Annotated in this window: 33 protein-coding genes; 4 read left to right on the top strand and 29 right to left on the bottom strand. The window is 40.7% G+C overall.

The features are described from left to right. Nucleotides 1–13: 13 nt before the first annotated feature. Entirely contained in the window at nucleotides 14–364 is a 351-nt protein-coding gene (locus tag ABN702_RS04930; RefSeq protein WP_417899643.1) for a hypothetical protein, read from the bottom strand. A 133-nt stretch (nucleotides 365–497) separates the two neighbouring features. Here ABN702_RS04930 and ABN702_RS04925 point away from each other — a divergent pair, with 133 nt between their 5' ends. Next, a complete protein-coding gene (locus ABN702_RS04925) occupies nucleotides 498–1022 on the top strand; it encodes a CBO0543 family protein (RefSeq protein ID WP_417899642.1) in 525 nt (174 codons plus the stop codon). A 37-nt stretch (nucleotides 1023–1059) separates the two neighbouring features. Beyond that, entirely contained in the window at nucleotides 1060–2070 is a 1011-nt protein-coding gene (locus tag ABN702_RS04920) for a DUF3231 family protein (RefSeq protein WP_417899641.1), read from the top strand. Nucleotides 2071–3244: 1174 nt separating this feature from the next. On the opposite strand, the gene ABN702_RS04915 is transcribed toward ABN702_RS04920, so the two are convergent. From ABN702_RS04915 to ABN702_RS04820, 20 genes are all read right to left on the bottom strand, one after another. Then, entirely contained in the window at nucleotides 3245–3697 is a 453-nt protein-coding gene (locus tag ABN702_RS04915; protein WP_417899640.1) for a GNAT family N-acetyltransferase, read from the bottom strand. Between the two features lie 266 nt (nucleotides 3698–3963). Next, nucleotides 3964–5190, bottom strand: a complete 1227-nt coding sequence (locus tag ABN702_RS04910; protein ID WP_417899639.1) for an aminopeptidase — start codon at nucleotides 5188–5190, stop codon at nucleotides 3964–3966. 92 nt (nucleotides 5191–5282) lie between these two features. Next, nucleotides 5283–6461 (bottom strand): Ger(x)C family spore germination protein, encoded by a 1179-nt coding sequence (locus ABN702_RS04905; RefSeq protein WP_417899638.1) that lies wholly within the window; start codon nucleotides 6459–6461, stop codon nucleotides 5283–5285. Continuing rightward, the gene (locus ABN702_RS04900) at nucleotides 6458–7921 is read right to left on the bottom strand and encodes a spore germination protein (RefSeq protein ID WP_417899637.1); all 1464 of its coding nucleotides are present in this window, start codon (nucleotides 7919–7921) and stop codon (nucleotides 6458–6460) included. The genes ABN702_RS04905 and ABN702_RS04900 overlap by 4 nt, the downstream gene beginning before the upstream one ends. Next, nucleotides 7918–9000: an endospore germination permease gene (locus ABN702_RS04895; protein ID WP_417899636.1), complete on the bottom strand. Its 1083-nt coding sequence runs from the start codon at nucleotides 8998–9000 to the stop codon at nucleotides 7918–7920. The genes ABN702_RS04900 and ABN702_RS04895 overlap by 4 nt, the downstream gene beginning before the upstream one ends. A gap of 233 nt (nucleotides 9001–9233) precedes the next feature. After that, nucleotides 9234–10952: a phosphoenolpyruvate--protein phosphotransferase gene (gene ptsP / locus ABN702_RS04890; protein WP_417899635.1), complete on the bottom strand. Its 1719-nt coding sequence runs from the start codon at nucleotides 10950–10952 to the stop codon at nucleotides 9234–9236. Beyond that, nucleotides 10952–11218, bottom strand: coding sequence for a phosphocarrier protein HPr (locus ABN702_RS04885; protein WP_204415634.1), 267 nt, complete (start codon nucleotides 11216–11218; stop codon nucleotides 10952–10954). Before ABN702_RS04885 ends, ptsP begins: the two co-directional genes overlap by 1 nt. 449 nt (nucleotides 11219–11667) lie before the next feature. Then, nucleotides 11668–11850 (bottom strand): YqzE family protein, encoded by a 183-nt coding sequence (locus tag ABN702_RS04880; RefSeq protein WP_204415635.1) that lies wholly within the window; start codon nucleotides 11848–11850, stop codon nucleotides 11668–11670. A 32-nt stretch (nucleotides 11851–11882) separates the two neighbouring features. After that, nucleotides 11883–12398, bottom strand: a complete 516-nt coding sequence (locus ABN702_RS04875) for a shikimate kinase (RefSeq protein ID WP_417899634.1) — start codon at nucleotides 12396–12398, stop codon at nucleotides 11883–11885. Nucleotides 12399–12513: 115 nt separating this feature from the next. Then, nucleotides 12514–12738: a YuzF family protein gene (locus ABN702_RS04870; protein WP_417899633.1), complete on the bottom strand. Its 225-nt coding sequence runs from the start codon at nucleotides 12736–12738 to the stop codon at nucleotides 12514–12516. 75 nt (nucleotides 12739–12813) lie between these two features. Beyond that, complete coding sequence (comGG, locus tag ABN702_RS04865) at nucleotides 12814–13191, bottom strand: competence type IV pilus minor pilin ComGG (RefSeq protein ID WP_417899632.1); 378 nt, start codon at nucleotides 13189–13191, stop codon at nucleotides 12814–12816. Further along, nucleotides 13184–13624 carry a competence type IV pilus minor pilin ComGF gene (gene comGF / locus ABN702_RS04860; RefSeq protein WP_417899631.1) on the bottom strand — a complete coding sequence of 147 codons (441 nt, stop codon included), beginning with the start codon at nucleotides 13622–13624 and terminating at the stop codon, nucleotides 13184–13186. Before comGF ends, comGG begins: the two co-directional genes overlap by 8 nt. Then, nucleotides 13608–13949: a prepilin-type N-terminal cleavage/methylation domain-containing protein gene (locus tag ABN702_RS04855; RefSeq protein WP_417899630.1), complete on the bottom strand. Its 342-nt coding sequence runs from the start codon at nucleotides 13947–13949 to the stop codon at nucleotides 13608–13610. The genes comGF and ABN702_RS04855 overlap by 17 nt, the downstream gene beginning before the upstream one ends. Beyond that, a complete protein-coding gene (gene comGD, locus ABN702_RS04850) occupies nucleotides 13933–14391 on the bottom strand; it encodes a competence type IV pilus minor pilin ComGD (RefSeq protein WP_417900830.1) in 459 nt (152 codons plus the stop codon). The genes ABN702_RS04855 and comGD overlap by 17 nt, the downstream gene beginning before the upstream one ends. Further along, a complete protein-coding gene (gene comGC, locus ABN702_RS04845) occupies nucleotides 14372–14716 on the bottom strand; it encodes a competence type IV pilus major pilin ComGC (protein ID WP_417899629.1) in 345 nt (114 codons plus the stop codon). Before comGC ends, comGD begins: the two co-directional genes overlap by 20 nt. 1 nt (nucleotide 14717) lies before the next feature. Next, the gene (comGB, locus tag ABN702_RS04840; RefSeq protein WP_417899628.1) at nucleotides 14718–15755 is read right to left on the bottom strand and encodes a competence type IV pilus assembly protein ComGB; all 1038 of its coding nucleotides are present in this window, start codon (nucleotides 15753–15755) and stop codon (nucleotides 14718–14720) included. Beyond that, on the bottom strand, nucleotides 15739–16806 hold the full coding sequence (gene comGA, locus ABN702_RS04835) for a competence type IV pilus ATPase ComGA (protein ID WP_417899627.1): 1068 nt from the start codon (nucleotides 16804–16806) through the stop codon (nucleotides 15739–15741). The genes comGB and comGA overlap by 17 nt, the downstream gene beginning before the upstream one ends. Before the next feature lie 154 nt (nucleotides 16807–16960). Then, the gene (locus tag ABN702_RS04830; protein ID WP_417899626.1) at nucleotides 16961–17476 is read right to left on the bottom strand and encodes a type 1 glutamine amidotransferase domain-containing protein; all 516 of its coding nucleotides are present in this window, start codon (nucleotides 17474–17476) and stop codon (nucleotides 16961–16963) included. Nucleotides 17477–17751: 275 nt separating this feature from the next. Then, nucleotides 17752–18855: a lysine N(6)-hydroxylase/L-ornithine N(5)-oxygenase family protein gene (locus ABN702_RS04825; RefSeq protein WP_417899625.1), complete on the bottom strand. Its 1104-nt coding sequence runs from the start codon at nucleotides 18853–18855 to the stop codon at nucleotides 17752–17754. Between the two features lie 217 nt (nucleotides 18856–19072). Then, complete coding sequence (locus tag ABN702_RS04820; protein ID WP_417899624.1) at nucleotides 19073–20341, bottom strand: ATP-binding protein; 1269 nt, start codon at nucleotides 20339–20341, stop codon at nucleotides 19073–19075. A 307-nt stretch (nucleotides 20342–20648) separates the two neighbouring features. On the opposite strand from ABN702_RS04820, the gene ABN702_RS04815 reads away from it, so the two are divergent. Then, the gene (locus ABN702_RS04815) at nucleotides 20649–20810 is read left to right on the top strand and encodes a hypothetical protein (protein WP_417899623.1); all 162 of its coding nucleotides are present in this window, start codon (nucleotides 20649–20651) and stop codon (nucleotides 20808–20810) included. Between the two features lie 63 nt (nucleotides 20811–20873). Here the strand turns inward: ABN702_RS04815 and ABN702_RS04810 are convergent, their stop codons facing one another. The 8 genes from ABN702_RS04810 to ABN702_RS04775 form a co-directional block, all read right to left on the bottom strand. Further along, nucleotides 20874–20957 carry a YjcZ family sporulation protein gene (locus ABN702_RS04810; protein WP_078379727.1) on the bottom strand — a complete coding sequence of 28 codons (84 nt, stop codon included), beginning with the start codon at nucleotides 20955–20957 and terminating at the stop codon, nucleotides 20874–20876. A 158-nt stretch (nucleotides 20958–21115) separates the two neighbouring features. Next, nucleotides 21116–21388, bottom strand: a complete 273-nt coding sequence (locus ABN702_RS04805) for a hypothetical protein (protein ID WP_417899622.1) — start codon at nucleotides 21386–21388, stop codon at nucleotides 21116–21118. 137 nt (nucleotides 21389–21525) lie between these two features. After that, complete coding sequence (locus ABN702_RS04800; protein ID WP_417899621.1) at nucleotides 21526–22524, bottom strand: TolB family protein; 999 nt, start codon at nucleotides 22522–22524, stop codon at nucleotides 21526–21528. A 107-nt stretch (nucleotides 22525–22631) separates the two neighbouring features. Beyond that, entirely contained in the window at nucleotides 22632–23702 is a 1071-nt protein-coding gene (locus ABN702_RS04795) for an undecaprenyldiphospho-muramoylpentapeptide beta-N-acetylglucosaminyltransferase (RefSeq protein ID WP_417899620.1), read from the bottom strand. A 137-nt stretch (nucleotides 23703–23839) separates the two neighbouring features. After that, nucleotides 23840–24004 (bottom strand): YvrJ family protein, encoded by a 165-nt coding sequence (locus ABN702_RS04790; protein WP_417899619.1) that lies wholly within the window; start codon nucleotides 24002–24004, stop codon nucleotides 23840–23842. 450 nt (nucleotides 24005–24454) lie between these two features. Continuing rightward, the gene (locus ABN702_RS04785; protein WP_417899618.1) at nucleotides 24455–24670 is read right to left on the bottom strand and encodes a DUF2922 domain-containing protein; all 216 of its coding nucleotides are present in this window, start codon (nucleotides 24668–24670) and stop codon (nucleotides 24455–24457) included. Between the two features lie 32 nt (nucleotides 24671–24702). Then, nucleotides 24703–24918, bottom strand: a complete 216-nt coding sequence (locus tag ABN702_RS04780; protein ID WP_386635795.1) for a DUF1659 domain-containing protein — start codon at nucleotides 24916–24918, stop codon at nucleotides 24703–24705. A 125-nt stretch (nucleotides 24919–25043) separates the two neighbouring features. After that, nucleotides 25044–25433 carry a Spx/MgsR family RNA polymerase-binding regulatory protein gene (locus ABN702_RS04775; protein ID WP_417899617.1) on the bottom strand — a complete coding sequence of 130 codons (390 nt, stop codon included), beginning with the start codon at nucleotides 25431–25433 and terminating at the stop codon, nucleotides 25044–25046. A gap of 778 nt (nucleotides 25434–26211) precedes the next feature. Here ABN702_RS04775 and ABN702_RS04770 point away from each other — a divergent pair. Next, nucleotides 26212–26463: a DUF2626 domain-containing protein gene (locus ABN702_RS04770; protein WP_204415750.1), complete on the top strand. Its 252-nt coding sequence runs from the start codon at nucleotides 26212–26214 to the stop codon at nucleotides 26461–26463. Nucleotides 26464–26473: the final 10 nt, after the last annotated feature.

The raw sequence follows: 26473 nt of genomic DNA, 5'->3' as shown, positions 1-26473 counted from the left end.
TAATGAAACAGTTTTATAAGTGCTTAAGGAAATCATCCAACTTTTTTCCTCTTCTTTCAAATATCCCTTTTATAAAAAAGATCCACCAAACTAGTAAGGTGACATAACCCGTCGCTATGTAAATGGACCAGCTTTCCCCTTTGTGCAATGATTGCAGCAGGTGCTCTGCTTCATTCAGGTCAGGTCCCCTTTCTATCCCATTCAGTAAACCTAATACCGGAATAGTGAACACCAATATGAAAACTAGAAATGCAAAAGGCATTCTTCTTCTCTTTATAAGGCAGGATAGCGCTGTCGCAAATGATGCAAAAAAGAATAGATAATAACCTAACCAGAACCAGTCAGGCAGCGTTTTCCAATACATGTTTTCCCCTCCTTTCACTTTCACCTTCTTTATTTATTCTGCATTGAATTCCAGCTTCCTCTAAAAACATGCATACACTTCCAATATAAGTAAATAATAGTTAATACCATTAACAAGAGGAAATGATATTTATATGCATGTTGTCTATAATCTAATATTTCTACTAATTGCGTGGAAATGGGGAGATTGGAAAAACTGGGAGAAATATTACCCGACCATTCTTTTTTTTATAGTTGGAGATCTACTTCATAATTTTATCATGTATAACCATCATGTTTGGGTATTCCACGAAAACCTTTTGCCTGAACTATTGCCAAATCACACATTCATTTCCTTAGTCATCATGTTTGTTTGTTATCCCGCAACAATATTGATCTACCTGAAATACTTCTTTCGAACAAAGAGCATGATTGGACGGGCACTACAATATGGATTCTGGGTGGCCTTTTACCTAGTGGTCGAATATGTCAATCTCCATTTGGGTTTGATATCCCATCATAATAACTGGCACATGGGATGGTCCACATTATTCGTGATGGTGATGTTCGCTTTATTTCCCATCCACTATAAGAAACCATTAGTTGCTTTAATACTATCCATACCTTTCGTGTTATTTTTGTGGTTTCAGTTTGATATTCCAATTGAAAAATTGAAGTGATGTAAATAACTAATTTTTAAATAATGGAGAGATTATAATGGAAATTAAACACAATCCGAAATTGACTTCTGCAGAATTAGCTACTCTATGGAATACCTATGTGGCTGATTCATTAGCAATATGCGTGTTGCAGCACTTTTATAAAACCAATGAAACAGAAGAGTTCCAATCAATTTTTGAGTTCGCCCTTTCCATTTCAGAAGAACATATTCAGGATATATCAACCCTTTTCAACAAAGAAAACATCCCCATTCCCCATGGTTTTGATGAAAGTGATGTAAATCTTAACGCTTCGAAACTTTGGTCTGATACTTCCTATATTCGTTATCTCCAACATATGGGGAGAACGGGATTGTCCACCTACGGACTTGCTAAAGCCATATCCTCCAGGCAGGATATACGCGCACTATACAAAAAGTATTACAGGCAAACAGAAGAGCTTTACGATATGGTTTCAGACAGCCAATTAGCAAAGGGTGTTTATGTTCGTTCGCCATTTATTACCTATCCGACAGAAGTGGAATATGTCAAAGATACGTCATTCCTTGGCAGTATTATTGGACAAAAAAGAACGTTGTTAGCAGTTGAAATAGCCCACCTTGGAACAAATATCGAAGTGACAAACGTCGGAAAAACACTCTTTCTCGGCTTCAGTCAGGTGGCACAGTCCCGTAAACTAAGGGATTATTTCAGAAAAGGATATGAAATTGGAAAGAAACAGGTAGATACATTCTTGGACATATTAAGGGAAAATGATACCGCCTATCCTTCTACATGGGATGGAACATTAACCACTACTACGGATGCCCCATTTTCGGACAAGCTGATGTTATTTCATGCCAATATGCTGGGAGCCATCGGAATTGCAGATTACGGTACTGCAGTAAGTGCAAGCCTCCGGAAGGATCTTGGCGTGCATTATTTACGTCTCCTATCAGAGATTGCAGATTATACAGAGGAAGGGGCAAAAATGCTAATCAACAATGGCTGGTTTGAGCAGCCCCCCACTTCGGTAGATCGAAAACAACTAAGAAAAGAGCCAAGATAAGCAGTCTTGGCTCTTTTCTATCTGTCTACCTATACCCTTCCCATCGCATTTCTCTTTCACTGAAAATCTTTATTAATTGGCGTTTGCTTATTTGAAATACTGCAATCAATATAACGGATGACACCGGATAAAAGGGAATGGAATAAACCAGCTTCCAACCTGTATACACCAAAACATTATTTTTAATGCAAAGCCATTCATAAAAGATAGAAACCACTGTCCAAAAAAGGATGTACAAAACAAGTTTACTTCCCCTAAGTTGGAACTTATCATAAAAAAATAGAAATATCATGGAAAAGCTTGGATATAAAAAAACATGTATTAATGCAGTCGATGCTTCATAGGTGGAATTATCCCCAAAGTAATACAAATCAAATGGGGTGGCAGCCAAAAAGTAATCAATGGTCTCAAGGAAGGCTAAATTAAATATCCATATAATTATTATCATTAATGTATGAAAGTATTTTCTTATTGCCCAAAATATCAAAAATGTAAGGACGGTGGAAATGATCATGAATATCTCATTCCAATCAAAGGTAAAGTTCATTGCTGATTTCTCCCTTCGACGAGTTTCCTTTGAAAAAACTTCATGAATAGAATGGATAAGAATAGCGACAATGCCCAATACAAATAGGACCACCAGAGCTTCCAATTAACATGATCATAAACCCCCAATAAGTCACTCAACCATTCCAGACCAGTAAGTATCCCTACAAAAATCAGGAAAAGAAAAAACCTGTTTTTCCTTGATTTGCTCAATCTATAGACTTGAAGAAACCAGACAAAACAGATTGGCAAAAGTACAAGTCGATTTAACACATGGGCAAATTCAAGACTTGGATTTTTTGATATAATTAACGTCTTCCAGTTCATAAAATGAAGTGCTGAAAAATTTTGGACAAAAATGGAACCAATCATCCAATACATGAAATCCTCAAGAGGATAGAGTATTTTCTTTCTATCATGAAAAAATAAAAATAGTAAAAGAAGGTTCAAGAGGATGTAAAAGGAAAGTATCATGGATATGCTCCCATTGTACGAACTGTTTTCTCTCCTTGATTATTATGTCGTTTTTTGTCGACGTGTATGCATCTTTTTTCCGAGAGGTTTTAAAAGGACAGTCCCCTGCTCGAGGCACTGTCCCTTCCTTTTATCCGTGTATCTTCTTCTGCGCCTAAATGAGTTCCAGCCTTGCAAGCTGCTCTCCCCAAGACGCTATTTCAGTTTCAACAAATCCAGCTTTTTCGTAGACTTGCTTCGCCACTTTGTTCTCAGGATTAAAACCAAGAATGACGAAAGGAATATTATTGATGTTGTCCGCCTTGATATCTTCTAATATTAACCCGAGAGCCTGTTTCCCGACTCCACGCCCCTGATACGCTTCATCCACCATCAACCGGTAAATCCAATAGTGCCCATCGTCCGAGTCTATTCCATACATGGCAAAGCCGATCATCTGCTCCTCCAGGTAGATTCCCATTGCCTTAAAATTTTTAAGAAATTGAAACTGAGCTAGCGAATAAACATTGGATGCAACGAATTCCTTTTGCTTCTCACTTACCTTCAAGTTGATTGCTTCTTTCCAGTTTGATTCATCTATTTTCCGAAGTTTGATAACATTTCCCATTATTTTTAACCTCTCTCTATAAATTTTTTCAACTAATACTTATTCTACTGGAGATATGCCAATACCTCTCCTTATAGCAAAATTGAGTGGCTCGGCACGAACTTTGGGCAGTTTGGCAGGAACTCGCCACTGTTTGGCACGAACTCGCCAAGTTTTGGCACGAACTCCCCCGGGTTCCGCACGAACTTATATGAAGCTATGAAAAAACACCACTCAATACATAAAAAAGTGGAATTCCAAAGGAGGAATTCCACTTTTCTACTCACTCAAATTGCCCATTCACCATTTTCAAGCACAAGTTTTCTTGATCCATCAGCTGTTTCCCCATGTATGGTCAACTCTGCTGAACCAATCATGAAGTCCACATGAATCATGCTGGTATTCACGCCTTTTGCTTCCAATTCATCCTTCGTCAGGGACGCGCCACCCTCGATGCAGATCGGGTAAGCGGAACCCAGGGCTAAATGGCAGGACGCATTTTCATCAAATAGCGTATTGTAGAAAACGACCTCCTGCTTGGAAACAGGTGAACTATGTGGAACTAGCGCCACCTCACCCAGGTAAAGTGCTCCCTCATCTGTTTCAAGAAGCTTCTTCAATACCTCATTGCCTTCTTTTGCTGTGAACTCCACAATCTTTCCGTCCTTGAACGTTAATGTGAAATCTTCTACAAGGTTTCCATTGAGATTCAAAGGCTTAGTGGAGGATACCACTCCGTTCACGCCAGTTTTCACAGGAAGCGTAAAGACTTCCTCCGTAGGGAGATTCGGCACAAAGTATGTTCCCTGTTCATTGTTCATACCGCCTCCGAGCCAAACCTGCTCTTTTGGAAGTTCAATCGTAAGATCTGTACCAGGCGCTTTGTAATGCAGCTTTGTGAATTTCGTTGTATTTAGAAGCTCCAGCTTTTCCTGTAACGTTTTTATGTGCTCATTCCATTCAGCTATCGGATCCGCTTCATTTATTCTCGTAACAGCAAAAATGTTTTCCCAAAGGCTCTTGACCTGCTCTTTTTGGGAAAGTGATGGATACAGCTTTGCAGCCCACTCGTTTGAAGGAACAGAAACCACTGCCCAACTGACTTTAGCTGTTTGGATATAGGTACGGTACTTCTGAAGAGCCTGCGCCTGAGCTTTGTTTGCAATGGAAACACGCTCAGGATCAACTGCTTTAAGAAGATCTGGATTGGATGCAACAACGGTCAAAAATGCCGCTCCCTCTTCCGCCATCTGCTCACGGCCTTGAACAATCCAGTCCTGGACATCTTTTAATGTTTCTTCGGATGCCAATTCAAATTTGATTTTTGTAAGTTCCTCGTCATTCCAATCCGTATGTACAAACTTCGCTCCTATCTGATACGCAATCTTTGCCACTTCCCGCACAAAGGGAGCAGCTGAAATGGGGGCATTGATGACTAGCCCCTGATTTTCCTGCAGGTTGATTCCAACCTTTACTGCCAATTCTGCATACTTAGTTAATTTTTCTTGTAGCACCGGTTTTTCCCTCCTACTCACGAATGGTCTAATTGTACCATAGGTTGGAATTCCAGGGTGAAAAATGTAACAGCCCGATGGTGTGCTCCATCCTATTCCATATCCTCCATCTTTATTGTCCGGTTTTTGATCGCGCCGGTATGCAGGAGTGTAATATCCAATTTTACGTCATTCAATAAATCTTCCTTTAAGAAATCAGATCCACTGCTAGAGGCCAAATTCTTCCACGTCTCATGTTTCTTCCGGTACAAAATATGTTCCAATCGAAGAAAATCCGTCCCTGTCTCAACTCCCAAATTAAATAAATCTTTAATCTCTTTTTTTATTGCATCTCGGACGTGGACTTCCATTTCATTAAGATTAGTAATATTATTTTCGTCACGGTCCGCCATGACCCCTTTTATTTTAAGATGAACATTAAATTGGGTGTTTCCAGTACTTTTATCCGCTACTGGTTCAATTTTCACTTCATTCTCTTCAAATACTATATTGAAGTCAGGTATATCCTTTTCATCATAGATTTGAACACCTGCTCTTTCCGTTTCTGGTGAAACCCATCTTAAACCTTTTAGCTCAGTCAAGGAATAGTAACCTTTATATTCTTTATTCTTCATAAAGAAAGCCCCATCTATTTCAAGTTTCGCATCCGCTTTCATATTGTTGACCCAGTCTTGCTTGTTTATGCTCACTGATGGAAGGTAGGTGGTAAGGGCAGGTTCAAATAGTTCTCTAGCAAATTGTTGTAGCTTCAATGGCCTGATGGAGGAGTTCTGTTCATAGGTACCTATTGGTTGATGAATTATTGTCTCTAAAGCAGATTGATCAAAAAAGCTTGTTGTGGAGAACACTTCTTTGATTGGATCATTGGTACCAAATATCCATGTTGTTAAACGAAGCTCGTAATATCTTGTTAAGACGTCAAAGATATGATGAAAGCCTTCTTTCAGGGCTGCATCACTCACTAGGATTGTATTGACATGAGCCCATATCAGCTTCTGTTGCGCAGTGTTATACACCTCGGAAAGCGCCTCATCGAAAGTTTCCCCTTTTGTTTCAGAAACCCAGACAGAAGGTTTACCACCCCCATCTTTGGGCTCCGATTGAAAGCTGATTAATTGAATGTATCCAACATATTCATCATCCTTAAAGTCCACCCCTATTGCCGTTACATAACTCATTTTTTGTATTTCTTTTATATCGGAGCAGCTCGCAAGGATTAATAACAGGAGAATAACTATTCCGCATTTATTAAACTTTTTTTGAAACTTCATTCCTTTTCGCTCTCTTTCTGAATCATCGGTGCTGTGAATTTACGGTTGATAAATGGATTTACTATTAATGCTGAAAGGAATTCTTTGAAACTCAGCTTGGAAACGGGCTCCAGATACCCAACCTTAAAGGACTCCAACCGAGCCATATAAAATAACACACTAAACAACCCGATAAACACTCCGTAAATTCCTAAAAAAACACTTAATAGCATAATGTAGATCCTTAATATACTCACTGTACCAGTTAAAGATTGATTCACAAGTGTAAAGGTGGCAACAGCTGTAAGTGCTACGACCACAATCATTGTTGCTGAGGCTAGACCTGCACGTATTGCTGCATCCCCGATGATGAGTCCACCTACTATAGCCACTGTCTGTCCAACTGCCTTTGGCATGCGGATCCCCGCTTCTCTCAGCAGCTCAAAGAGCCCCAAAATGAAGAATGCCTCCAGTGCTAAAGGAAAAGGCAGACCTTTTCTAGATGCAGCAACTGTATTTAATAAAAGAAAGGGAAGTTGGTCGATATTTACAGCTGATATTGCAATCCAGAATCCAGGAAGCATTACTGCTATCGTAAATCCGATAATTCGAAAAAAACGTTGGAAAGCGACAGTGTGATATGGATAATGAATATCCTCCGGTGACTTTAAAAGGACAAAAACATTATTTGGACCGATAAGTACCATGGGAGATCCGTCGACAATAATAATAAACCTGCCTCTCAATAGGCATTCAACAGCAAAGTCAGGTCTTCCTATATAGTCGAATAGAGGAAATAAAGAAAAAGTCCTGTTGGATAACCATTGCTCCAATTGCCCGCTGCTTATCACACTTTCCGTTTTTAAATTGTCAAGACGATTCCGCACTTCCATTATCATTTGTTCATTCACTTTATTCTTCATGTATAATAACGAAACGTTTGTTTTACTCAAAGTGCCCAATAAAAAGTGTTCATTATGTAGATTTGATGATTTCAGCCTCTTCCTGATAAGGGAAACATTGATATTGATTTCTTCTGTAAACCCATCCTTTGGTCCTTTGATGGATACCTCCGTATTCGATTCGGAAGGCTCTCTTTGCGGAATTTTGGATAGTTCAAATCCATGGAAGTAAGGCAGTCCTTCCTGATAAAAAATTAGGTAGCCCGAAAAAACTTTATCAACCAGGTCACTGAAGGAAAATATTTTATCTATTGGAGGAAAGTCCTTTGCCCCAAACGAACTGTCCCCCTTATCCAAGTATTCAAGAATAGAATGGAAATAATCATTAACCTGATTGATTTCTATCATTCCAGCACAGTAAAAGGAAGAGATTCCACCATACCTTTCATCCAAAGGTAAGAATTGTACATCTGCATGATTTTTGAAAAAGGCTTCAATGCTTTTACTGGTTAGCCCTTGCTGCTTTAATTTCTCATCTAATTTCACCAGATTGGGTTCATCTTGTTTTTGGACATTCATATACTCTTTGTCCCCTTCACCTTTTGAGGTATAAAACCGATAACAACCAAAATGCAAGTAAGAAACAATCCGATTGAGAGTACTACTGGATAAAAATACTTTCCAATAGCTGTTTGCATCCATATATCACTTATAGGCAACACCCCAGCCAAAAATAATATGGAAGCAGAAGTCCAAAACACCGACATCTTGAACACCTTATTTTTCATTCCTAAATCTTTAAGAAAGTACAAGCATAACGCCACCCTTATTACCGCACCAGATATTAGTTGAAAAACCGCCAAAAAATCCAAATGAGAGACATGCTCTCCCAATTCCACCAAACGCCATTGTTCAAAGGCTGGAAAACGTAATACAGAAGCCACATTCGGTCCAAATGCAGAAATGGAACCTAGTGCAGGCCCAAGGACAAGTCCAAGCAATATGGTAACCAATAGAAGTATATGCCACCATGCAAATTGTTTATTGATATACGGTTGTAATAATAAGAGCAGCAGAATATCGACACTCCCACCTAAAACGATAATTACACCTTTTATTATCGGCGTACTGCCACTGACCAACACAGGAAAAATATAAGAATAGTCCTTATTAAACATGGTTGAAAAAGCCACAAAATACCCAAGAAGCCAGACAATAGGCAAAAGGAAAGTGGAACTATAGACAATGGTCTTTAAATTGGAGCTTGCTCCCCACACACATAAAAGCAAAAATGGCAATACCACGATCCATTGCGGAGTTAATGGCAAGAAATATATTTTGATAGAAGTGATGAAGTCATAAAAAGAAATGAAGGCAATTAATAGAATGTGGATGAAAAAGACAATCATAATCATACAAGAGATCAATTTACCGGTTTTCAAAGATATCCAAGCTGCAAGCTTCGTATTTTGTTTATTTTTTGACATGATAATATAAAGGATGGATCCCCACAACAGCAAGATAAGGTAACCTATTAACACACATACCCAAGCATCACGCTTTGCTACATAGAGAAGGTGCGGCAACATCAGTACATGGTTGGATATCCCAATAAACAAAATCACTACAAAGGATATCTGCAAGCGAGAAAATATCATGTCTGTCCCTTCCCTCTAATATAATGGTAGTATTTAGTAGTATGAGTGGATACAGCTAAATTATTCAGTTACTTAACCTGTAACACGAACCGATTCAACTCCTTCCTTACCGTCTCTCTTGTTTTTTTCCACACTGTTACGGTACAATACGCCCCTTTTCTTACCAGATAGAAAAAAAGCACACACAGAAAAAGCCAACCCCTCATCAAAAGGGATTGGCTTTTCATCTATTATTACTTCATGAATTTCTCTTTTACAAACTCCACTACTTCTTCTGCTGTGCCCATGGATAGAATCTGCTCTCTGTAGGAAGCTGCTTCTTCCTTGGAGATGCCTCTCAGCTGGGTACGTGCAGGAAGGATGCTTGTGGCGCTCATGCTGAACTCGTCTAGTCCAAGACCAAGCAAGATCGGAATCGCAATCGGATCGCCAGCCATTTCCCCGCACATTCCGGCCCATTTGCCGTTTTTGTGCGCAGCCTGGATGACGTTATCGATCAGGCGAAGGATTGCCGGATTGTATGGCTGATACAGGTAGGAAACCTGCTCGTTCATACGGTCGGCAGCCATCGTATATTGGATAAGATCGTTAGTCCCGATGCTGAAGAAATCCACTTCTTTTGCGAATATATCTGCCAGGACAGCTGTGGATGGAATTTCCACCATGATACCAAGCTCTATATTTTCGTTCACTTCTGTACCATTCTTCACTAACGCTTCCTTCTCTTCCAGAAGAATAGCCTTCGCTTGGCGGAATTCATCCAGCGTCGCAATCATAGGAAACATGATTTTCAGGTTTCCGTACGAGCTGGCACGCAATAGAGCACGAAGCTGAGTACGGAAGATTTCTTGTTCCTCCAAGCATAGTCGAATGGCACGGAAGCCAAGGAAAGGGTTCATTTCTTTAGGAAGGTTCAGATAAGGAAGTTCCTTGTCCCCACCGATGTCCAATGTACGGACAACAACAGGTTTGCCTTCCATTCTTTCCAATACTTCTTTATAAGCTTTGTACTGCTCTTCCTCCGTCGGAAGCTCTGTTCTGCCCATATAAAGGAACTCAGTACGGTAAAGGCCGACACCTTCTCCACCGTTTTCAAGAACCCCTTTTACATCCTTAGGCGTTCCGATGTTCGCAGCAAGCTCAACTTGCTGGCCGTCTGATGAAAGACTGTCCTCGTTTACAAGCTTTGCCCATTCCTTTTTCTGCTCTTCATGCTTTTTCTGCTTCTCGGTGTATGTAGCAATTTCGTCGTCTGTCGGGTCAACAATTACTACGCCTTCCAGTCCATCCACTATCACCATGGTGTCATTCTGGATGGTTTCCGTTACATTTTTCGTTCCCACTACCGCAGGAATTTCCATGGAACGGGCCATGATTGCGGAATGGGAGGTGCGCCCGCCGATATCGGTAGTAAAAGCTTTTACATATTGACGGTTCAATTGAGCTGTATCAGAAGGGGTAAGATCCTCTGCAATGATGATCACTTCTTCGGAAATAAGGCTCGGATTGGATACGCCTACACCAAGTAGATGAGCAAGAACACGTTTCGTCACGTCGCGGATATCCGCAGCACGCTCCTTCATGTATTCATTATCCATCTGTTCAAACATGTTGATGAACATGCCTGCCGTTTCATCTAAAGCAACTTCCGCATTTACACTGTCGCTTTTGATTCTATCTTTGATTGGATTCAAAAGTTCAGGATCACTCAATACAAGCAGGTGGGCAGAAAAGATTTCAGCCTTGTCTGGACCTAACTCACGATGGGCATGCTCCTTGATCTTTTCCAATTCGTTTTTAGAGATTTCTACTACTTTTTCAAATCTTTCCACTTCCGCTTGGGCATTGTCAATCGTCTTTTTCTCCACAGTCAATTCCGGGTTTTCCAGACGATATGCTTTCGCAATGGCAATACCGCTAGAAGCAGGTATACCTTGGATCGTGTTTGACATTATTCCCCTAACCCTTCTGATTTCAAAGTTTCTTCAATAGCAGAAATTGCCTCGCTCTCATCAGAACCTTCTGCAACAATCTTGATTTCCGCTCCTTGAGGAATTCCTAAGGACATAACACCCATGATGGATTTAAGGTTTACGGATTTTCCGTTGTACTCAAGGTTTACTTCAGCATCGAATTTACCTGCTGTTTGCACCAATTGAGTAGCTGGACGTGCGTGAATTCCTGAATCTGCTGTTACTTTGAATGTTTTTTCTGCCATTGTAATCGAACTCCTTTAAGTATGTTTTATTTTATTGATAGTACTTAATGTACATGGTTCCTCTTATAGTTTTCAACAAATAAGTAGCTATAACCTTTAAATTTGTTAAAAATCAGCCTCAAGGAACTTCTTAGAAACCTTCATTACATAAAGAACTCCCTATTCCATTTTTCCTATACCCTGTTGCCGTTGCTGCTAACCACGGGGTAAAAGGGAAAATCAAAAAAGGCATGAGAAAGAAAATTGATCAAATTCAAAGGGTATGTCTTCCTCCCTTAGTATTGGTCAAAACCTCTTCACTCATGCCTGATCGTATCAGTAACACGTAAAGTTCCTATGCTCACTTTGAAAGCATTTGCATAGATATGTAATTGATTGCTTCTAACTGTCCGAAGAGATTGTAGCATAAAAGTCTAAAAGCATGCAATACTTTTGTCCCTTTTACACCTTTACATTTTTTTCTTTTTGAATAACATCATGATCGCAAAAGGGATTACTCCGAAAAGCTGATACACGACAGGTGACCGTTCAAGCTTTCGCTGGTTGCGCTGCGCCTTCTTCACTTCTTTTGGCTGATCCATATAGGTTACCAATTGCTGTGTCACATATTTGACATAATCATTCGTTTTCAATGGGTTCACCACCATCAGGTTTTGATTACCTATTAGTGTTGACCGGAATGCCAGCTTTTAATCGCAACGGCCACCTTTTCAGCTGCTTCATTGACGCTTAAAGAACTCGTATCCACCGTGATATGTGCCTTTTTATATAAAGGGAGTCTTTCGGAAAATAGGGCTTTGATTTCCTCTTTGTTTTTTTCTTGTATCAACGGTCTGGTGATATCATTTTCCAGCCTTTGAAGCACTACTTCCATGTCACAATATAAGAATACCATTAATCCGTTTTCTTTCATCCAGGATATGTTATCCGCTCTTTTGATAATCCCTCCGCCTGTCATGATTACGGAATCGGTCACTGGCAAGCTCAGTAGCACTTTCCCCTCCAACCTGCGAAAATCCTCTTCCCCATATTTTGCAAAATAATCACTGATGCTCTCATCCATTTTTTCCTCTATTAAAGAATCGGTATCATATACGGACAGTCCCAGCTTTTCTCCCAAAGCATGTCCTATTGAAGTTTTTCCCGCTCCCATAAATCCTGTCAAGTAAATGCTCCTCATCAAACTCCCTCTTTCCATTGTTGCTATTCACTCCATTATAGGAAAATATTGCGGTTTTCTCCACTATTAAAGGTGCTTAACCAGTTTTATCAAAAGATTAAACACCTTATTTTTGTTAGTCAGGCATGACCCATATAATTTCTGCTGTCCGAACAAAGAAGTTTGAATCTCCTTCATATAAAACGATATGATCCGGCTTAACATCCTTTAATGTTCCCCTGATCGACCCGCGGGAGGTTTCGACCACGACCGTACTATCTTTAATACTCATCAACGTTTGATAAACAAATGGCTCAACAAGCATGTATTGAATCGGTTCTCCGTTATGACCTTGGTTCACCTTACAGATACCTCCTTTATCACACGGTACATTTATATGATAAAAGATGCGCTTTGGTGTAGGCATCCGCCCAAATCAATTGGATTCCACCCAGGATACTACTTGATAGGTTGTCCGGTCATATAGGATGGTTGCTTCGTATTTCCTGTCTTTTGAGGTCGTACAAATTATCTTGATCTGTGTAACCGGGAATTGATCATCTGCAATGATTACTGCATTCCCGTTTGGAAAATTAATGTTGGAGAGGGGAGGAAAACGGTCCACTTCGAGTTCTCCCTCCACTTTCTCCCAGGTATATCGCATCATGCTTTCCAATTCAAAAAGCTCCCCCGACTCTATATAAAATGCTTTTTCTACTCTGTACAACTCTATTTGGTGAAGCAGCATGGAAGAAATCAATAAGGATAGAAGTAGCGTCACCGGGAAGATATATCCCCTTTCCATTCTATTCATGTGGCCAATCCTTCAAGATGGCATGAATTGGAATCTCATGGAAATCCTCTTCATCTCCGGTAATAAAAAGTATCGCACCGTTCCTTGCTTGCACAAACACCACATCCTTTACATTCTGCAGCATTATCTCATGACCTGTGCCATTCACACGCCTTCTGATGTTTCCTTGATATTTCTCATATGTGATACTTTTGTTCCCGTTCTTAATTGTTAGTATCTTACCCGTTGTTGTTACAGATTTTGCTGTTCGGATCTCCATCTTTGCCTGATGGGTGAATACCTCCAGTTCAAGTGGATGGATTCCCTCCTCTTCCTTCACCAAGGTGTAGATTGTCTGGAAAAGGATTGGGAGAAACGCAGTAATGATCAGTACGACGGAAAAGCTGACAAGTGCTTCCAAAAGCGTAAACCCCTTTTCATTCCCCTTCTTCATCCCAGTACACACACTTTCTTTTTTCCCTTTTCCGATAATCAAGATATTCGGCACATATAGCAGGAATGGTACCTTCAATAGATTTGTAAAGCCGATATCTGTATCCATTTCTTTCGATTTCCTTTCCTATAAACATGCCGCCACTCAATCGCACATTTTCCAATTCTTTTGTAAGAAGAAGCCTGGCTCCCCGATCAAGTTTGAAATTGTTTCTTTCTTGATTGATTCTGACAAGGCTTGGCAGCAAAAGGGTCATGATGATCATCCAAACCACGAGTGCAGCAAGCACCTCCAGTAGGGTGAACCCATTAGACTGCTTCCACATAGAATCTTCCTTTCCCCAATTGAAAAACTAAGCGGTAATTTTCGAGATCCTTATAGGATACTCCCATCGTTCCAGCTTTTTGAATACTCCCATGTGATTGAAATACCAATAATGGACCCATCGTTCTCGGGTCAATCAGGATGTCCTCATGATAGTTTCTTCTTAGGAGTTCATTACCCGGTCCTTGGGTGATCCGATAATAGTGATTGCTTGGGCTGAAAGTGATGGTTACCGACCTTTTCGTACTCATGGCAAGTTGCTGGGCGAATAATAGGTCGTTGTAAAGCTCGCTGAAAAAGTTTTTTGTTACATGTTTTTCTTCTATTGCAGCTATTTTCAGAATGGTAAATGAAAGAATAACTGATACCACGGATAATACAAGAAGCGACTCGACAAAAGTAAAACCAAGTTGTGCGTTACCTTTACGGCGTTTCCGGTGCATCAATTGCTTCCACTCCATTTGCCGTAAGTGTTATCACCTTGTCATTCGGGCAATATAGGACATCGTCTTCTGCAAATTTATCCTCTAAATAATCCGGAGTATTCAAATCTTGAAGATCTGATGGTTCCCGATCATTTTCCAAGCGGTAGGCCTGCATTTGAGCCTCCACCATCTTTATCAGGGCATCGCATCCCTTATCACCGATCAGACCGGAATTCTTCGATACATTCGGCAACATGATCAATAGTAGAACTGTAATGACCAGCATCACCAAAAGCATTTCCACCAGTGTAAAACCTTGTTCATTTTTAAATAGCTTTTTCATTTTATAACCCTCCTAATAATTGAAACATCGGAATGAAAATACAAAAATATAGCAGCAGAACGAACAAGCCAATAGCCAGGAATAGGCAAGGCTGTATTTTTCCAAGTGCACTCTCCATTTTTCTTTGGAGCTTATCCAGCAGCAGTCCACTAAAATCATCCAGCTCCCGAGGCAGTCTCCCATTCTTCTGTCCATGTAAAATAGTCGGTGCCAGGCCCTTATCGAAAACAAATTCGTTTTCTACAACCTTCTCCAATTTTTCCCCTTCTAACAGTCGCTCCCTGTATTCGGATGCTCTGTATCTGAAATAAGGATTATATGTTTGCTGCTCAAACACGCCGATGGCATCATTGATGGTCATTCCGCTAGCGAGCAGGCTGCTGAGTTGCTGGGAAAAGTAATGGGAGTAGTGAAGGGTTAGAAACGTTCTAAGTATAGGGATTTTCATCATCCAGGAGATTTTATGGACGGGATGGATGGTTTTGGAATAGGTGTTAATGAGAAGAAAAAGTATACCTGCCAGAAAACTTACGAAAAGCAGAAAAAGTGGAATTTTGCTTATCACGGTGAAGAAAATTTGTATTCCTTTGTTTATCGAAATGTTCATTTGCTGAAATAATAGCGTAAATTGTGGCAGCAGTACCGTTTGCACGAAGAATAGCATCAATATGACCAGAATCATCAAAAAGATAGGGTAGCGTATCAGGGTAAGCAGTTTTTGCTTGTAATACCTCTTTCTTTTCATCAACTGTCCAGCAGTCCGGAATGCTTCACCAAGATTACCGTGTCGCTGGGAGAAGAAGAGGATGGATAAAACATCCTGATGAAAATGAAGCAGCTCCAGTACCTTGTGGATGCTATAGCCGTTTTTCAATTCATTGACGGCAAGATGCAAATCAGCCTTTTTGTGACATTCGTAATGAATGCACATCAATTCGATGGCCTCAAGCAGTGCATATCCATTTACATACAAATCACCTATGCGCAGAAGAAATTCCTCCTGCTCCTTTTGGCTCCACCCTCTATTTCTCCATTCCATCAAAGACCCACCGCTCATACTCGCTTTGTTTGATAAACCCAAGAGCTATCCCTTTTTTTATCACTTCTCTAAGCGTCGGGTACGTCAAATCCACTTCCGCCCCATTACATTCCTTCATGACCTTTCCAAGCTCTTTCCCATAGAGCAGCTCATGAACACTTGCGAGACGGTGGGTGCGATATTTTCTGCAGAATGCTGTGCATTCCTCTAGACAAAATGGACACTTCAGTTCTACCAGCCTCTGCGCAGAAATGGCAATCAGCGTCTGTTCCAGCTCTTGTGGGGTGACGCCGAATTCCAATAGCCGATATACCGCCCCTTTTGCATTTCTCGTATGCAAGGTGCTCAATACAAGATGTCCGGTCATGGAGGCCCTTATTGCAATCTTTGCCGTTTCCTCGTCCCGGATTTCCCCGACCATTATAATATCGGGGTCATGTCTGAGTATCGCTTTTAATCCGGTGGTATACGTAATTCCGGCCTTTTCATTCACCTGAACCTGCAAAACATTCTTACTTTTTCGTTCCACAGGATCTTCAAGGGTAATGATATTCCGCTGTAAAAGGGATTTCGTTTCTTCAATTAAGGAGTATAGGGTGGTGGTCTTGCCCGAACCAGTAGGACCCGTAAAAATGATCAATCCATGGGAGTATTTCATTAAGGAAAGTAGCTTGGTGGTGGAGTTGGGAAATAGGGTCATGTATTTCAATGGTTGATGTGAATCCTGTGGGAGGATGCGAATGACTACACTTTCGTTATAAAGGGTAGGTAAGGTCGAGAGTCTGAGGTTGATTTGTTTGGTATCAATGGTGAGCGTTAATGCGCCATTTTGCGGTATCCTCGTTTCTCCTATGTCCATGGAGGCTTGGAATTTAAGATGGGAGACCATTCTTTCATAGATCTCGAGTGAAATTTCCTCCTGCTCATAAAGGTAATGGTCTACCCTGAACATGAGGGTTGCGGAAGATTCCAAAGGCTTCAAGTGGATGTCTGAAACGCGAAGCTTTAGCGCTTGGCGAACGAGGTCTTCACACTTTTGTTCGATATTCATTTTTCACCTCGATTATTTTTTTTAATGTTACGTTTCTCCTCTCCTGATTTTTTCTTGCTCCTATGATTTCTACAAATCTCGAGCGTTTCCTGCAAGTTTTTTATTTTTCTCAAAAAAAATTACCAGACCGACAATCCGGCCTGGTTTTATGAATTTATTTCAATAGTTTCAATGATTCACGAATGAAGGCTGGAAGGTCATCAGGTGTTCTGCTTGATACCAGCTGCTCGTGGCATACGACTACTTCTTCATCATGGAAGTTGGCACCTGCATTTTTAAGGTCCACTTTGATGGAAGTATAACCGGTTATATCCCTTCCTTTTAACGCCTCTGCTGTAATCAGCAGCTGCGGACCATGACAGATTGCAAAAACAGGCTTCTGGTCATCCATAAATGCTTTGGCAAACGTAACGAATCGATCATCGCCTCTTAATATATCAGGTGAGAAACCTCCGGGAATAAACAGAGCATCAAATTCATCAGGCGTCACATCGTCAATCCCTGCATCCGATGTCACTTCTGTTTCATCAGTTTTACCTGTCAAGGTTTCCCCCTTAGACTTTTCGATGACAGTCAGGCTATGCCCCGCTTCCTTGAAGGCTTTTGCCGGTTCTGTGTATTCCGAGTCCTCGAACATATCCGTCATCACTACCGCAATTTTTTTACTCATATCTATCGACTCCTTCGGCTATTAGTTACATAGATAAGGTACCCGTCCATCATCAGAATAAACTTAGATTTCCACATCGGGCATGAATTGCTGGAACACCGCATCTTTTGTAATAGGATAGATTTCCTGTTTTGCGATCTCATTAATGATCATCTGATTTCGCATCACAGCGAGGCTCAGGTTGGTTGCAGCCGTCCCGTGGCTATGCTCCAAATTTGTGGAAACAAAAATCTGATGGTTGCGTGATTCTTTCCAGACAAGCCTGAATCTTTCATCTACCTTATATTCCTTCTCACTTTCCCAGACGAGTTTATCCTTAAAGTCCCAGATCCATCCGGGATATGCGGCTTGTATCCGGTTGCCAGTACAACCTTTTCCGCTTTCCTAGTGTAGCGCTCCTCTTTTTCCCATTGCAGGCAGGTCAGTTCAATTTCATGTCCATTGGCTATTATTTCTTCCACCTCTGTCAGAGGCTGTATCGTTATCTTCTTATCTCTGCCTTCCACTGATCTATTATAGAGTAGATCATAGATTCTAACTAAAGTGTCTCTATCGACCCCATTGCGAACAGTATGCAGCCTCTCCAATGCTTCTTTTCTCTTTTCATAGTCCAATCCATGGAAATAGCGGACATAGTCTGGTGAAAATACCTCCTGGCCAAGCTTTGCCATTTCCAGCTGGGAAAAGGTTGCTGCCCTTGTATACCAGGTTAACGTATAATCATAATCCTTTTGATCTTCCAACAGTTCATAAAAGACCTCGGCAGCACTTTGTCCAGACCCCACCACTACGATGGAACCGGAGTTTTTTATCCTATTTGCATGTGGCAGATACTCGCTCGTATGCACCACATTGTTCTGGTTGCCCTTTTTCAAATTCTCTGGAATAAACGGGATACTTCCTGTTCCTAGAACGATATGCTTTGAAAAGTAGATGTGTATGTCACTTGTAGTCACGTCCCTTACCTTTACCCGGTAGACCATTTCACCGGAATGTTCGGATTCTAAGATATCTATCACTTCCTTACCGAAGTGACAGCTCTGCAATTGATCCACCACCCATTTTGCATAAAGATTGTACTCCCGGCGTGGAATATCAAATCGCCGAAAAAAATAAAACTGGTACAACCGATTCTGTTTATGTACATAGTTCAAAAAGCTGTATTTATTGGTCGGGTCGGCAAATGTGACCAGGTCCGCTATAAACGGCACTTGCAGATCTGATTGCTCTATCAGCATTCCTGGATGCCAGTTGAACCCTTCCTCCTTATCAAAAAATAGAGCCTGCATACTCTTCTGTGTGTCCATCAGTGCAGCCAGGCCAAGGTTAAAAGGACCAATCCCTACCCCTATGCAATCATATACTGTAGATTTTTCCATACAATTCCCCCCAATAATCGTTTCTTCTGTCATTTGTGTCAGCATTTTATTATTACCCTTTTTTTCCTGAATTTCTTATCTTCATAAAAAAAGGACAGAAAAGTTTCTGTCCTAAAAGTATTACGTGCACGAAAGGAGAAGGAAGTTGTACACCATACATTCTATGTGATTTTTTTGTAACTGCTTGGTCATCTACCTTCTATCAAACGCACATTTTTTAAGAGGTCGGTAGAGATAGAGTAACAACAGTACCTTCGCCTTCCTTGCTTTCAATGGATATGTGCCCATTATGCTCCTGGATGATTTTATAAGTAATCGTTAATCCAAGCCCCATACCTTTTTCCTTTGATGTGAAAAAAGCATGTCCGAGAAGCTTCTGGTTTTCCACACTTATGCCAATCCCATTATCGCGAATTTTTATCGTAATATAATCTTCACTTGTGTAAAGGGAAGATATATCAATTACGCCTCCGGTCGGCATTGCTTCCATCGCATTTTTGATTAGATTGAGGAAAACCTGCTTCAACCCATTTATATCACCTTTTACCAGGGTTGACTCGTCAATGTTATTCAAATGAATATGTATATTGTTTTTCAATGACTCATTACTCACTAAATCGATTACATACTGAATCGCATCCTTCAGTGGAAAAATCACCAATTTCTTGGTATGCGGCTTGGAAAGTATCAGCATTTCACTAACAATGTCATTGATGCGATCAATTTCAGATAGGACCAGATTTACATGATCCTTGTTTGTTTTCCCTGATTTCTGGATAAGCTGGATGAACCCTTTTATCGCAGTTAACGGATTTTTTATTTCATGCGCAATACCGGCAGATAATTCCCCTACTACCGACATTTTTTCCTTATTTACAAGTAGCTGTTCCGCCTTTTTCAAAGAAGAAATGTCTCTCCCGATGGTTACAAGTGCTCTTCTTTTTCCGTCAGGATAGAATAGTGGAACCTTGATGACATCAAAGGTCTTCAGTTCTCCACAAGGAATCGCAAAGGATTCTTCGTCCCTGGTAATTTTACCTTCTTGCCATGTCCGCTCATCCGTATCCGTGCAATAGGCAAACGCTTCTTTGAAATGAGGAGAATATTCGCCCAGGTCCAAGTCCGTTTTTCCTTTATAATCAACATTTTGCAGTTCATATAAGGAAAGACCATATTCATTTGCCAGCAGCCACCTGCCCTCTCCATCTTTGAAGCAGACAAAGTCCGGCATATTATTGATGAGAGTCAAGAGCTCGTGTTCTTTCTGCTCCAACTGCTTCAGTGCCTCATGTTTTTTAATGATCAAGTATATAAGTACGGCGGTTATGATGATGAATACCCACCCTTTTAACAGGTTGACATATTCCGCCATAACGAGATTATTATTTTGCCGTAGGCTGTACAGCCAATAATCAGTCAGTGTAACCCAAAGGATTCCAAAAAGCAGATAGATTAATGGCAATAGCCGTAGCCATTTATTTTTCATACAATACCCCTATTATCATAGATAGTCTATTTTTGTCAGGTTCCGCTTCTTCGATATAAATAAAGAAGTTAGACTTGTGCTTCCTTTATTATAAAGGTTTCCTAAAAAAATAAACACAAAGTCCTTGTTGGGAAAGTAGCACCACAAAACATCGTTTAATTCGTCATTTTCATTATACACTTTCCCAAGTCCCATTTTCCATCCTCTTATTCAATCGGCCCTACCATGCCAAAAAGCCTGGCAGGTTTAGAAGGATTCTTACAGGGTATATATACCATATACAAAAAACAGTGAGGAAAGGATGAGGATGAACATGATCGAAGACAAAGATGTCAGAGTGGAACGCAGAGAAACAAAAGAAGATAGAGGATTAGTTGCATCCACATTTATCAAATATACCGCATACTTGGTTATTTTCTTTGGTATCATCTGGTTTATCATTTCTTATCTGCTACCTATGATTCAATAATAGTATTAACTGGAAATATAAAGACAGGAAAGGTCCATATGACCTTTCCTGTCTTTTTGCAATTTAGTAGAAGGATTTTCCTACAATCACTAGTAAGATAAACAATACTAAAATTAACACAAAGTTGTTTCCATAAGACCCACTCATCTATCCACACTCCTTCCCGCAAGTGATACTATATACTATGAGAGGCTATTCCCATGTGTATAGACAAGTGTTCTTAGTGTCCAACATTTTTACCAGGAAAAAATAAAAAAGCACAGGAATTCCCTCAATGGGCCTGCGCTTATTCCTCTTGACCGTTACTAGTGTGCATGAAAGAGCATGGGGGCCATGATAGCGAGAACCGTAGCTGCAACCCCAATAAGTAATAGTAGTACATAGGTGATAAACCTGGCATTCTTTTGATAGAGCATGACACAGATAAAATAGAGGAGGGCCGATATCGCGATAAATACGAGTGCCTCCACCCTGGTGTCCCATCCATGCTTTTCCAGCTCAAGCTGCAGGAATGTCTGCAAAATAAGACTACCAAAAATAAACAGACCAATCCAATAAGCGAGTGTGTTACGTTTCATCCTACTCATTCCTTTATTTTTCTCTATCTCTACTGTACCACACCAGCCAGCCTCAACAGAAGTGATACCTTACACTTATAGTGCTGTTCCTGAGAATTGAGGCATTTGCAATGTAATAGATTTTATCCTTTCTCCATTCAAATCCAGCGCCCATAGCTTGAAATTGGCTTGTCCCTTTGTCCAGCTTTGATCTTGAATGAAAAGCACCCTATTTGACTGGTGAAAAAATGTCGGTTCCGTAATGAAAGTGCGGAAGCTTGTGACAGGCTCCACTTTATCTCCATTAATATCCATCGTGTATAATTCATAAATGGTTTGCGATTTTTTCCGGGATTCGTACTGCCAGCTGAAAAGGCGATAAGAGACCCGTCAGGAGAAATCCTTCCACTGTAGATAAGACCTGAAGTAACGCCGTTGTTGTTCGGCTTTATCATTTTTGCTTCCTTCTGTTCTTTATCGTATACAAAGTAGTTTGAAGTCGTTTTCCCTTCTTCCCCTTTATCCACCTGTACAAATCCAATCTTTTTCCCATCCTCGGTAATGGACAGGCTTCGTTTCTTTAAGCTTTCAGTCTCCGTTAATCGTTCTTTGTTTTCTCCCGTTACCGTAATGGAATACAGGTCCACATTAACCGGGCCTTCCTTAGGGCCGACACCTTCACTATTGTAATTTTTAGCCCCCAGATAGTAGATTTTTTTGTCATCCTCGGAAAAAATGGCGTCAATGATAAGCTCCTTACTTTCCGATAGCCTCATGAGATCACTGCCATCTCTGCTCATGATATATAGCGACTGCTTCAAGTTTTCCGTTGTTTTCTCTTGCGATAAGAATAGAAGTTTCTCACCACTCCTCGAGTACCTTGGATGAACATGACTTTCATTCTGCCTCGGATAGGTCAGCTGCACAACCTCAGTGCCGTCGAGATTAGCTTGATATAATGCTCCATCTCCACTTTGGTAGAAAGGAAAAACTATCTTTTCATCATCAGGTGACAAGGTTACGGTATCTCCAAAACCATGGTCGATCGGAATCCAGGTTCTAGTAAACCGTTCTGAGAAAAAATACAAGAGCACCGATATGATTATGACAAACGCAATGAGAGAGATAGTAAATAGCTTCAATGTTTGTTTTTTCAAGAGAATCGCCATCTTTCATTTTTTTCTCTGCCTAGTTTACCCAAATCCATGGAAATCCTTACAAAAAAACAATCTTTAACAGAGGTGCCTGTTAAAGATTGTTCCTGTTATTTTGCTATCTTGATAATTTCAGAAAGAATGATTTCCAGTGTATTAGGCGCACTGTCCTTCTCCATATTGCCTACAAGTAACTCTTTTTCACTCTGCAATTCCTGTATTTTGGCCGCTAGAGATGATTCGGTAAGATCTTCCTCCAGCAATATTTTGGCAAATCCTTTTTTCTCAAAGGAATTGGCATTGAGAATCTGATCGCCTCTGCTTGCTGCTCTGGAAAGCGGGATAAGAAGCATAGGTTTGCGCAATGCGAGAAATTCAAAAATTGAATTCGCTCCCGCCCTTGAAATAATATACTGGGAGGCTGCCAAAATGTCAGGCAGTTCGTTGGAAATGTACTCGAACTGCTTATAGCCCTTTATTTGGAGCAGGTTTTCATCGACATTCCCTTTTCCGCAAATATGGACAATTTGAAACTTCTCGGTCAACGAAGGAAGAATCTTCCTTACCGTTTCATTGATTTTCTTCGCACCTAAACTTCCACCCATTATCGTAAGAATCGGTTTTGGCTCATGAAAACCTAAAAGCGCTTTTCCTTCCGCTGGCTTGCCTTTAAACAGCTCTTCACGGATAGGTGACCCGGTGAACAGAACCCGGTCCGACGGAAAATGCTTTAACGTTTCATCAAACGTAACAAACACCTTAGTTGCAAACTTGGTTGCAATTTTATTTGCAAGACCAGGTGTGATATCCGATTCATGGATGACAACCGGGATCTTCAGCATCTTCGCTGCAACTACCACAGGAACTGTCACGAAGCCACCCTTGGAAAATACAACCCTGGGTTTCTCTTTTCGCAGAATAAAATAGGCCTCCATTGCGCCTTTCATAATTTTCAATGGATCGGAAAAATTCTTCCAATCAAAATATCTTCTAAGCTTTCCGCTTGAAATGCCGTGAAAGGGGATATTTTCCTTTGTGATGATATCCTCTTCTATACCTTTTCTAGATCCGATATATGTAATGTCCCAGCCTTTTTCCTTCAGCTTGTTCATAATGGCAATATTGGGGGTAACGTGTCCGGCAGATCCTCCACCAGTAAAAACGATTTTATTTTTTTTCATCCATTCATCATCCTTTTTTACATTCCTCTTAAGCCTCTACCCTATATTATTATCGAAATGCACCAGAAAGGCAAAAATATTTTCAAACATGGAAAAAGCCCAGAAAGCGAGGTTGTCCGCTTTTTAGGCTTTACTACCTATTTGGTGCTTCGCTTGGGCTGGGTGTGGAAGGTCATGTGATAAGGCAGCTGTTGCAGCGTTTTGGTTACATTATCAAGCCTCCGCTCGATCCTGTGCAGCAGATAGAATGTCACAACAATCGGGAACCCCACTTCACTGATCCACGTCCACCATTGTTCCATATATAAACCTCCTTTCTTTTATTTGACAGGGTTTAACACTTTAAACACTGCAGTTGATTTCCGCACTAGGCTTCGCCTGTGGGGTCTCCACTAAACGCCGCTTCCCGTAGGAGTCTTCGCCTATTGCTCCAATCAACAGCTAGATTCTTAAAAATCAACTCTAGTATTTAACAGTGATACTCATGAAAAAGATTTACACCTTGAGAAATGAAGATATAGTGAGGAAATTATTCGTTTCTTGTCGCCCCTGTTGATTGGAGTGCAGGGTGTGAGACTCCTGCGGGAGATAGCGGTAGACTTGAGACCCCACAGGCAAGGCCGAGGAGGCTCAAGCATCGCCCCGCGGAAAGCGAACACCTGGAACGGAGATCAACAGGGAGTTAAACAGAACGCACAGGATAGCATTTTTGTAAAAGAAAGGGCCTACAGATGTAGACCCTTCCCTTTGGATTATGCTATTTCGATTTCGGTTACGTTTCGCTCAATGACTTTTGCTCCAACAGCAGAAACCAGATTCCCGCCACTGGAAGTGAAAACATCGGCTGCAATAATGGAAGCCATCGCAGTTGCCAGCTCTTCACCTGTCACATCTGAACGAGGATCATCGACCGTGATTTTCACGGATTTTGCTTCCTCATTTAAGAAAAACAATTCCAATGTGAACATTCCCATTCCTCCTTTCCATTAGTTTCATAGGGTTACCCTAAGTGTTGAAGCTCGTTACGCTTGACACTTGCAACCGGTGTGTTCTGTAAGCCAGAAATCGCAAATCCAGCTGCCAAAAGACCGTCTGCCGTAGCGTCCACCTTGATGTTGTTGTAGTTCTTCGTACGATACTGCATCTTGCCGTTTTCATCATCCCCAAGCTCATACACCAGACGCAGTTGGGAATTTTCAATAGTTACTTCCGCCATTTTCGCACCCCCTTTCACCTCTTATATAAAGGGAAATGGGGAGAAAGTAGCGCCTTCTAAAAAAAAACATAATAAAAAGACTTATTCAGCAAGGAGAATAAGTCTTTAGGGTACACCTTATGCATTTATGATACCGACTGCTTGAACTCCTGCTTCGCCTTTTTCTTCGCGATCTTAAGCAGCCCTGATTCATTGTAGCCCACGATCAGTTTATTTCCGTTCGTAATGATCGGTCTTCTAAGTAGTTTGGGCTCCTCGATCATCAGCTTGATTAACTCCGAGAGGGACAACTCATTTACATCTATCCCCAGATCCTTGAATGTCTGGCTTCTAGTTGCAAGTATTTCATCAATTCCATCTGTCGTTAAGGAAAGGATTTTCAGCATTTCTTCATAAGACGGCGTTTCTCTGAAAATGTGCTTTTCACGAAAATTGATATTGTTGCTTGTTAGCCACTTTTTAGTCTTTCGGCATGATGTACAACTTGGATAGCTGTAAAATATGATTTCATTCATCACGATTACCTCCTAATTAATTTTTTCGTACAGTGTATTTTCTTTGTTAAACCCATTGTACATTATTTGTATAACTTTTGTATAGTATTTTGTTTAATTTATTTTTCATCAAAATTTTTAGCTCTAATGGAACTAAAGAATTAAATGTCAACATTAAACTCCCTGTTGGTCTCCGTTCCGGGCGTTCGCTTTCCGCGGGCGGCCTCGGGAGCCTCCTCGGCGCTATCGCGCCTGCGGGGTCTCCCTTGACACGCTGCTTCCGCAGGAGTCTCACGCCCTGCACTACGACCAACAGGGGTGACTCAAAGAAAATTCACTTCACTTACACAGATGAATTGGATTAAATCTAAATTTATCAATTCAGGAGAACAAATAATCTAAAAAAACTGAGTTGATAGTAGCGGAGGACACTTGACTCCTGCGGGAAAGTAAAGGGCATGGGAGACCCCGCAGGCGAAGCCGAGGAGGCTCCCATCTCTTCCCGCGGAAAGCAAGTGTACAGAGCGGAAATCAACGGGCAACATTCAAAGTGTACACATTGTCTACTTTTACAAGGTTTATCCCGTATTCAAAAAGGCAATAGAAGTATGTGAACTGATCAATATTTGTAAAGTTGATTGATTAAAGTGTTGTATAATATATAGATAAGTAGCGAAAAATGTATTTATTATGTATTCGTCACAAACTAGAAACAAACGCTTATTTACAAGTAAAGTATTGGTACATTATAATAAGTAAGTGACAAGCATATGGATAAGTGCGTAAGGAGGGGATACATATGGATCGTATGTACCGTGTAATGGGTTTCTGGACAGGGATATTTGCTGTTATGTTCTACCTTGGACACATGACTCAAACGTCTTTACTATTCTTTGGACAAACGGTATTCTTCATTTTATTAAGTTACTTAAAGCTATCTGAACGTATGTACATTTATATCTTTGGTGCATATTTAACAATTTTCTTCGTCGGCTTTACGTATTGGACAACATTTATGATGGTACCAGGTGCTGAAACTGGCGGACATTAAGCCGTAAGCC

Source organism: Bacillus haimaensis (assembly GCF_048270625.1).
Lineage (GTDB): Bacteria > Bacillota > Bacilli > Bacillales > Bacillaceae_I > Sutcliffiella_A > Sutcliffiella_A haimaensis.
This window is presented reverse-complemented; position numbering and strand designations above follow the sequence as displayed.

Coding starts and splice junctions, on each gene's coding strand:
- ABN702_RS04930 (WP_417899643.1), bottom strand. CDS start 364: ATGTATTGGAAAACGCTGCCTGACTGGTTCTGGTTAGGTTATTATCTA.
- ABN702_RS04925 (WP_417899642.1), top strand. CDS start 498: ATGCATGTTGTCTATAATCTAATATTTCTACTAATTGCGTGGAAATGG.
- ABN702_RS04920 (WP_417899641.1), top strand. CDS start 1,060: ATGGAAATTAAACACAATCCGAAATTGACTTCTGCAGAATTAGCTACT.
- ABN702_RS04915 (WP_417899640.1), bottom strand. CDS start 3,697: ATGGGAAATGTTATCAAACTTCGGAAAATAGATGAATCAAACTGGAAA.
- ABN702_RS04905 (WP_417899638.1), bottom strand. CDS start 6,461: ATGAAGTTTCAAAAAAAGTTTAATAAATGCGGAATAGTTATTCTCCTG.
- ABN702_RS04900 (WP_417899637.1), bottom strand. CDS start 7,921: ATGAATGTCCAAAAACAAGATGAACCCAATCTGGTGAAATTAGATGAG.
- ABN702_RS04895 (WP_417899636.1), bottom strand. CDS start 9,000: ATGATATTTTCTCGCTTGCAGATATCCTTTGTAGTGATTTTGTTTATT.
- ptsP (WP_417899635.1), bottom strand. CDS start 10,952: ATGTCAAACACGATCCAAGGTATACCTGCTTCTAGCGGTATTGCCATT.
- ABN702_RS04885 (WP_204415634.1), bottom strand. CDS start 11,218: ATGGCAGAAAAAACATTCAAAGTAACAGCAGATTCAGGAATTCACGCA.
- ABN702_RS04875 (WP_417899634.1), bottom strand. CDS start 12,398: ATGAGGAGCATTTACTTGACAGGATTTATGGGAGCGGGAAAAACTTCA.
- comGG (WP_417899632.1), bottom strand. CDS start 13,191: ATGAATAGAATGGAAAGGGGATATATCTTCCCGGTGACGCTACTTCTA.
- comGF (WP_417899631.1), bottom strand. CDS start 13,624: ATGAAGAAGGGGAATGAAAAGGGGTTTACGCTTTTGGAAGCACTTGTC.
- ABN702_RS04855 (WP_417899630.1), bottom strand. CDS start 13,949: ATGTGGAAGCAGTCTAATGGGTTCACCCTACTGGAGGTGCTTGCTGCA.
- comGD (WP_417900830.1), bottom strand. CDS start 14,391: ATGCACCGGAAACGCCGTAAAGGTAACGCACAACTTGGTTTTACTTTT.
- comGC (WP_417899629.1), bottom strand. CDS start 14,716: ATGAAAAAGCTATTTAAAAATGAACAAGGTTTTACACTGGTGGAAATG.
- comGB (WP_417899628.1), bottom strand. CDS start 15,755: ATGGAATGGAGAAATAGAGGGTGGAGCCAAAAGGAGCAGGAGGAATTT.
- comGA (WP_417899627.1), bottom strand. CDS start 16,806: ATGAATATCGAACAAAAGTGTGAAGACCTCGTTCGCCAAGCGCTAAAG.
- ABN702_RS04830 (WP_417899626.1), bottom strand. CDS start 17,476: ATGAGTAAAAAAATTGCGGTAGTGATGACGGATATGTTCGAGGACTCG.
- ABN702_RS04825 (WP_417899625.1), bottom strand. CDS start 18,855: ATGGAAAAATCTACAGTATATGATTGCATAGGGGTAGGGATTGGTCCT.
- ABN702_RS04820 (WP_417899624.1), bottom strand. CDS start 20,341: ATGAAAAATAAATGGCTACGGCTATTGCCATTAATCTATCTGCTTTTT.
- ABN702_RS04815 (WP_417899623.1), top strand. CDS start 20,649: ATGAACATGATCGAAGACAAAGATGTCAGAGTGGAACGCAGAGAAACA.
- ABN702_RS04810 (WP_078379727.1), bottom strand. CDS start 20,957: ATGAGTGGGTCTTATGGAAACAACTTTGTGTTAATTTTAGTATTGTTT.
- ABN702_RS04805 (WP_417899622.1), bottom strand. CDS start 21,388: ATGAAACGTAACACACTCGCTTATTGGATTGGTCTGTTTATTTTTGGT.
- ABN702_RS04795 (WP_417899620.1), bottom strand. CDS start 23,702: ATGAAAAAAAATAAAATCGTTTTTACTGGTGGAGGATCTGCCGGACAC.
- ABN702_RS04790 (WP_417899619.1), bottom strand. CDS start 24,004: ATGGAACAATGGTGGACGTGGATCAGTGAAGTGGGGTTCCCGATTGTT.
- ABN702_RS04785 (WP_417899618.1), bottom strand. CDS start 24,670: ATGTTCACATTGGAATTGTTTTTCTTAAATGAGGAAGCAAAATCCGTG.
- ABN702_RS04780 (WP_386635795.1), bottom strand. CDS start 24,918: ATGGCGGAAGTAACTATTGAAAATTCCCAACTGCGTCTGGTGTATGAG.
- ABN702_RS04775 (WP_417899617.1), bottom strand. CDS start 25,433: ATGAATGAAATCATATTTTACAGCTATCCAAGTTGTACATCATGCCGA.
- ABN702_RS04770 (WP_204415750.1), top strand. CDS start 26,212: ATGGATCGTATGTACCGTGTAATGGGTTTCTGGACAGGGATATTTGCT.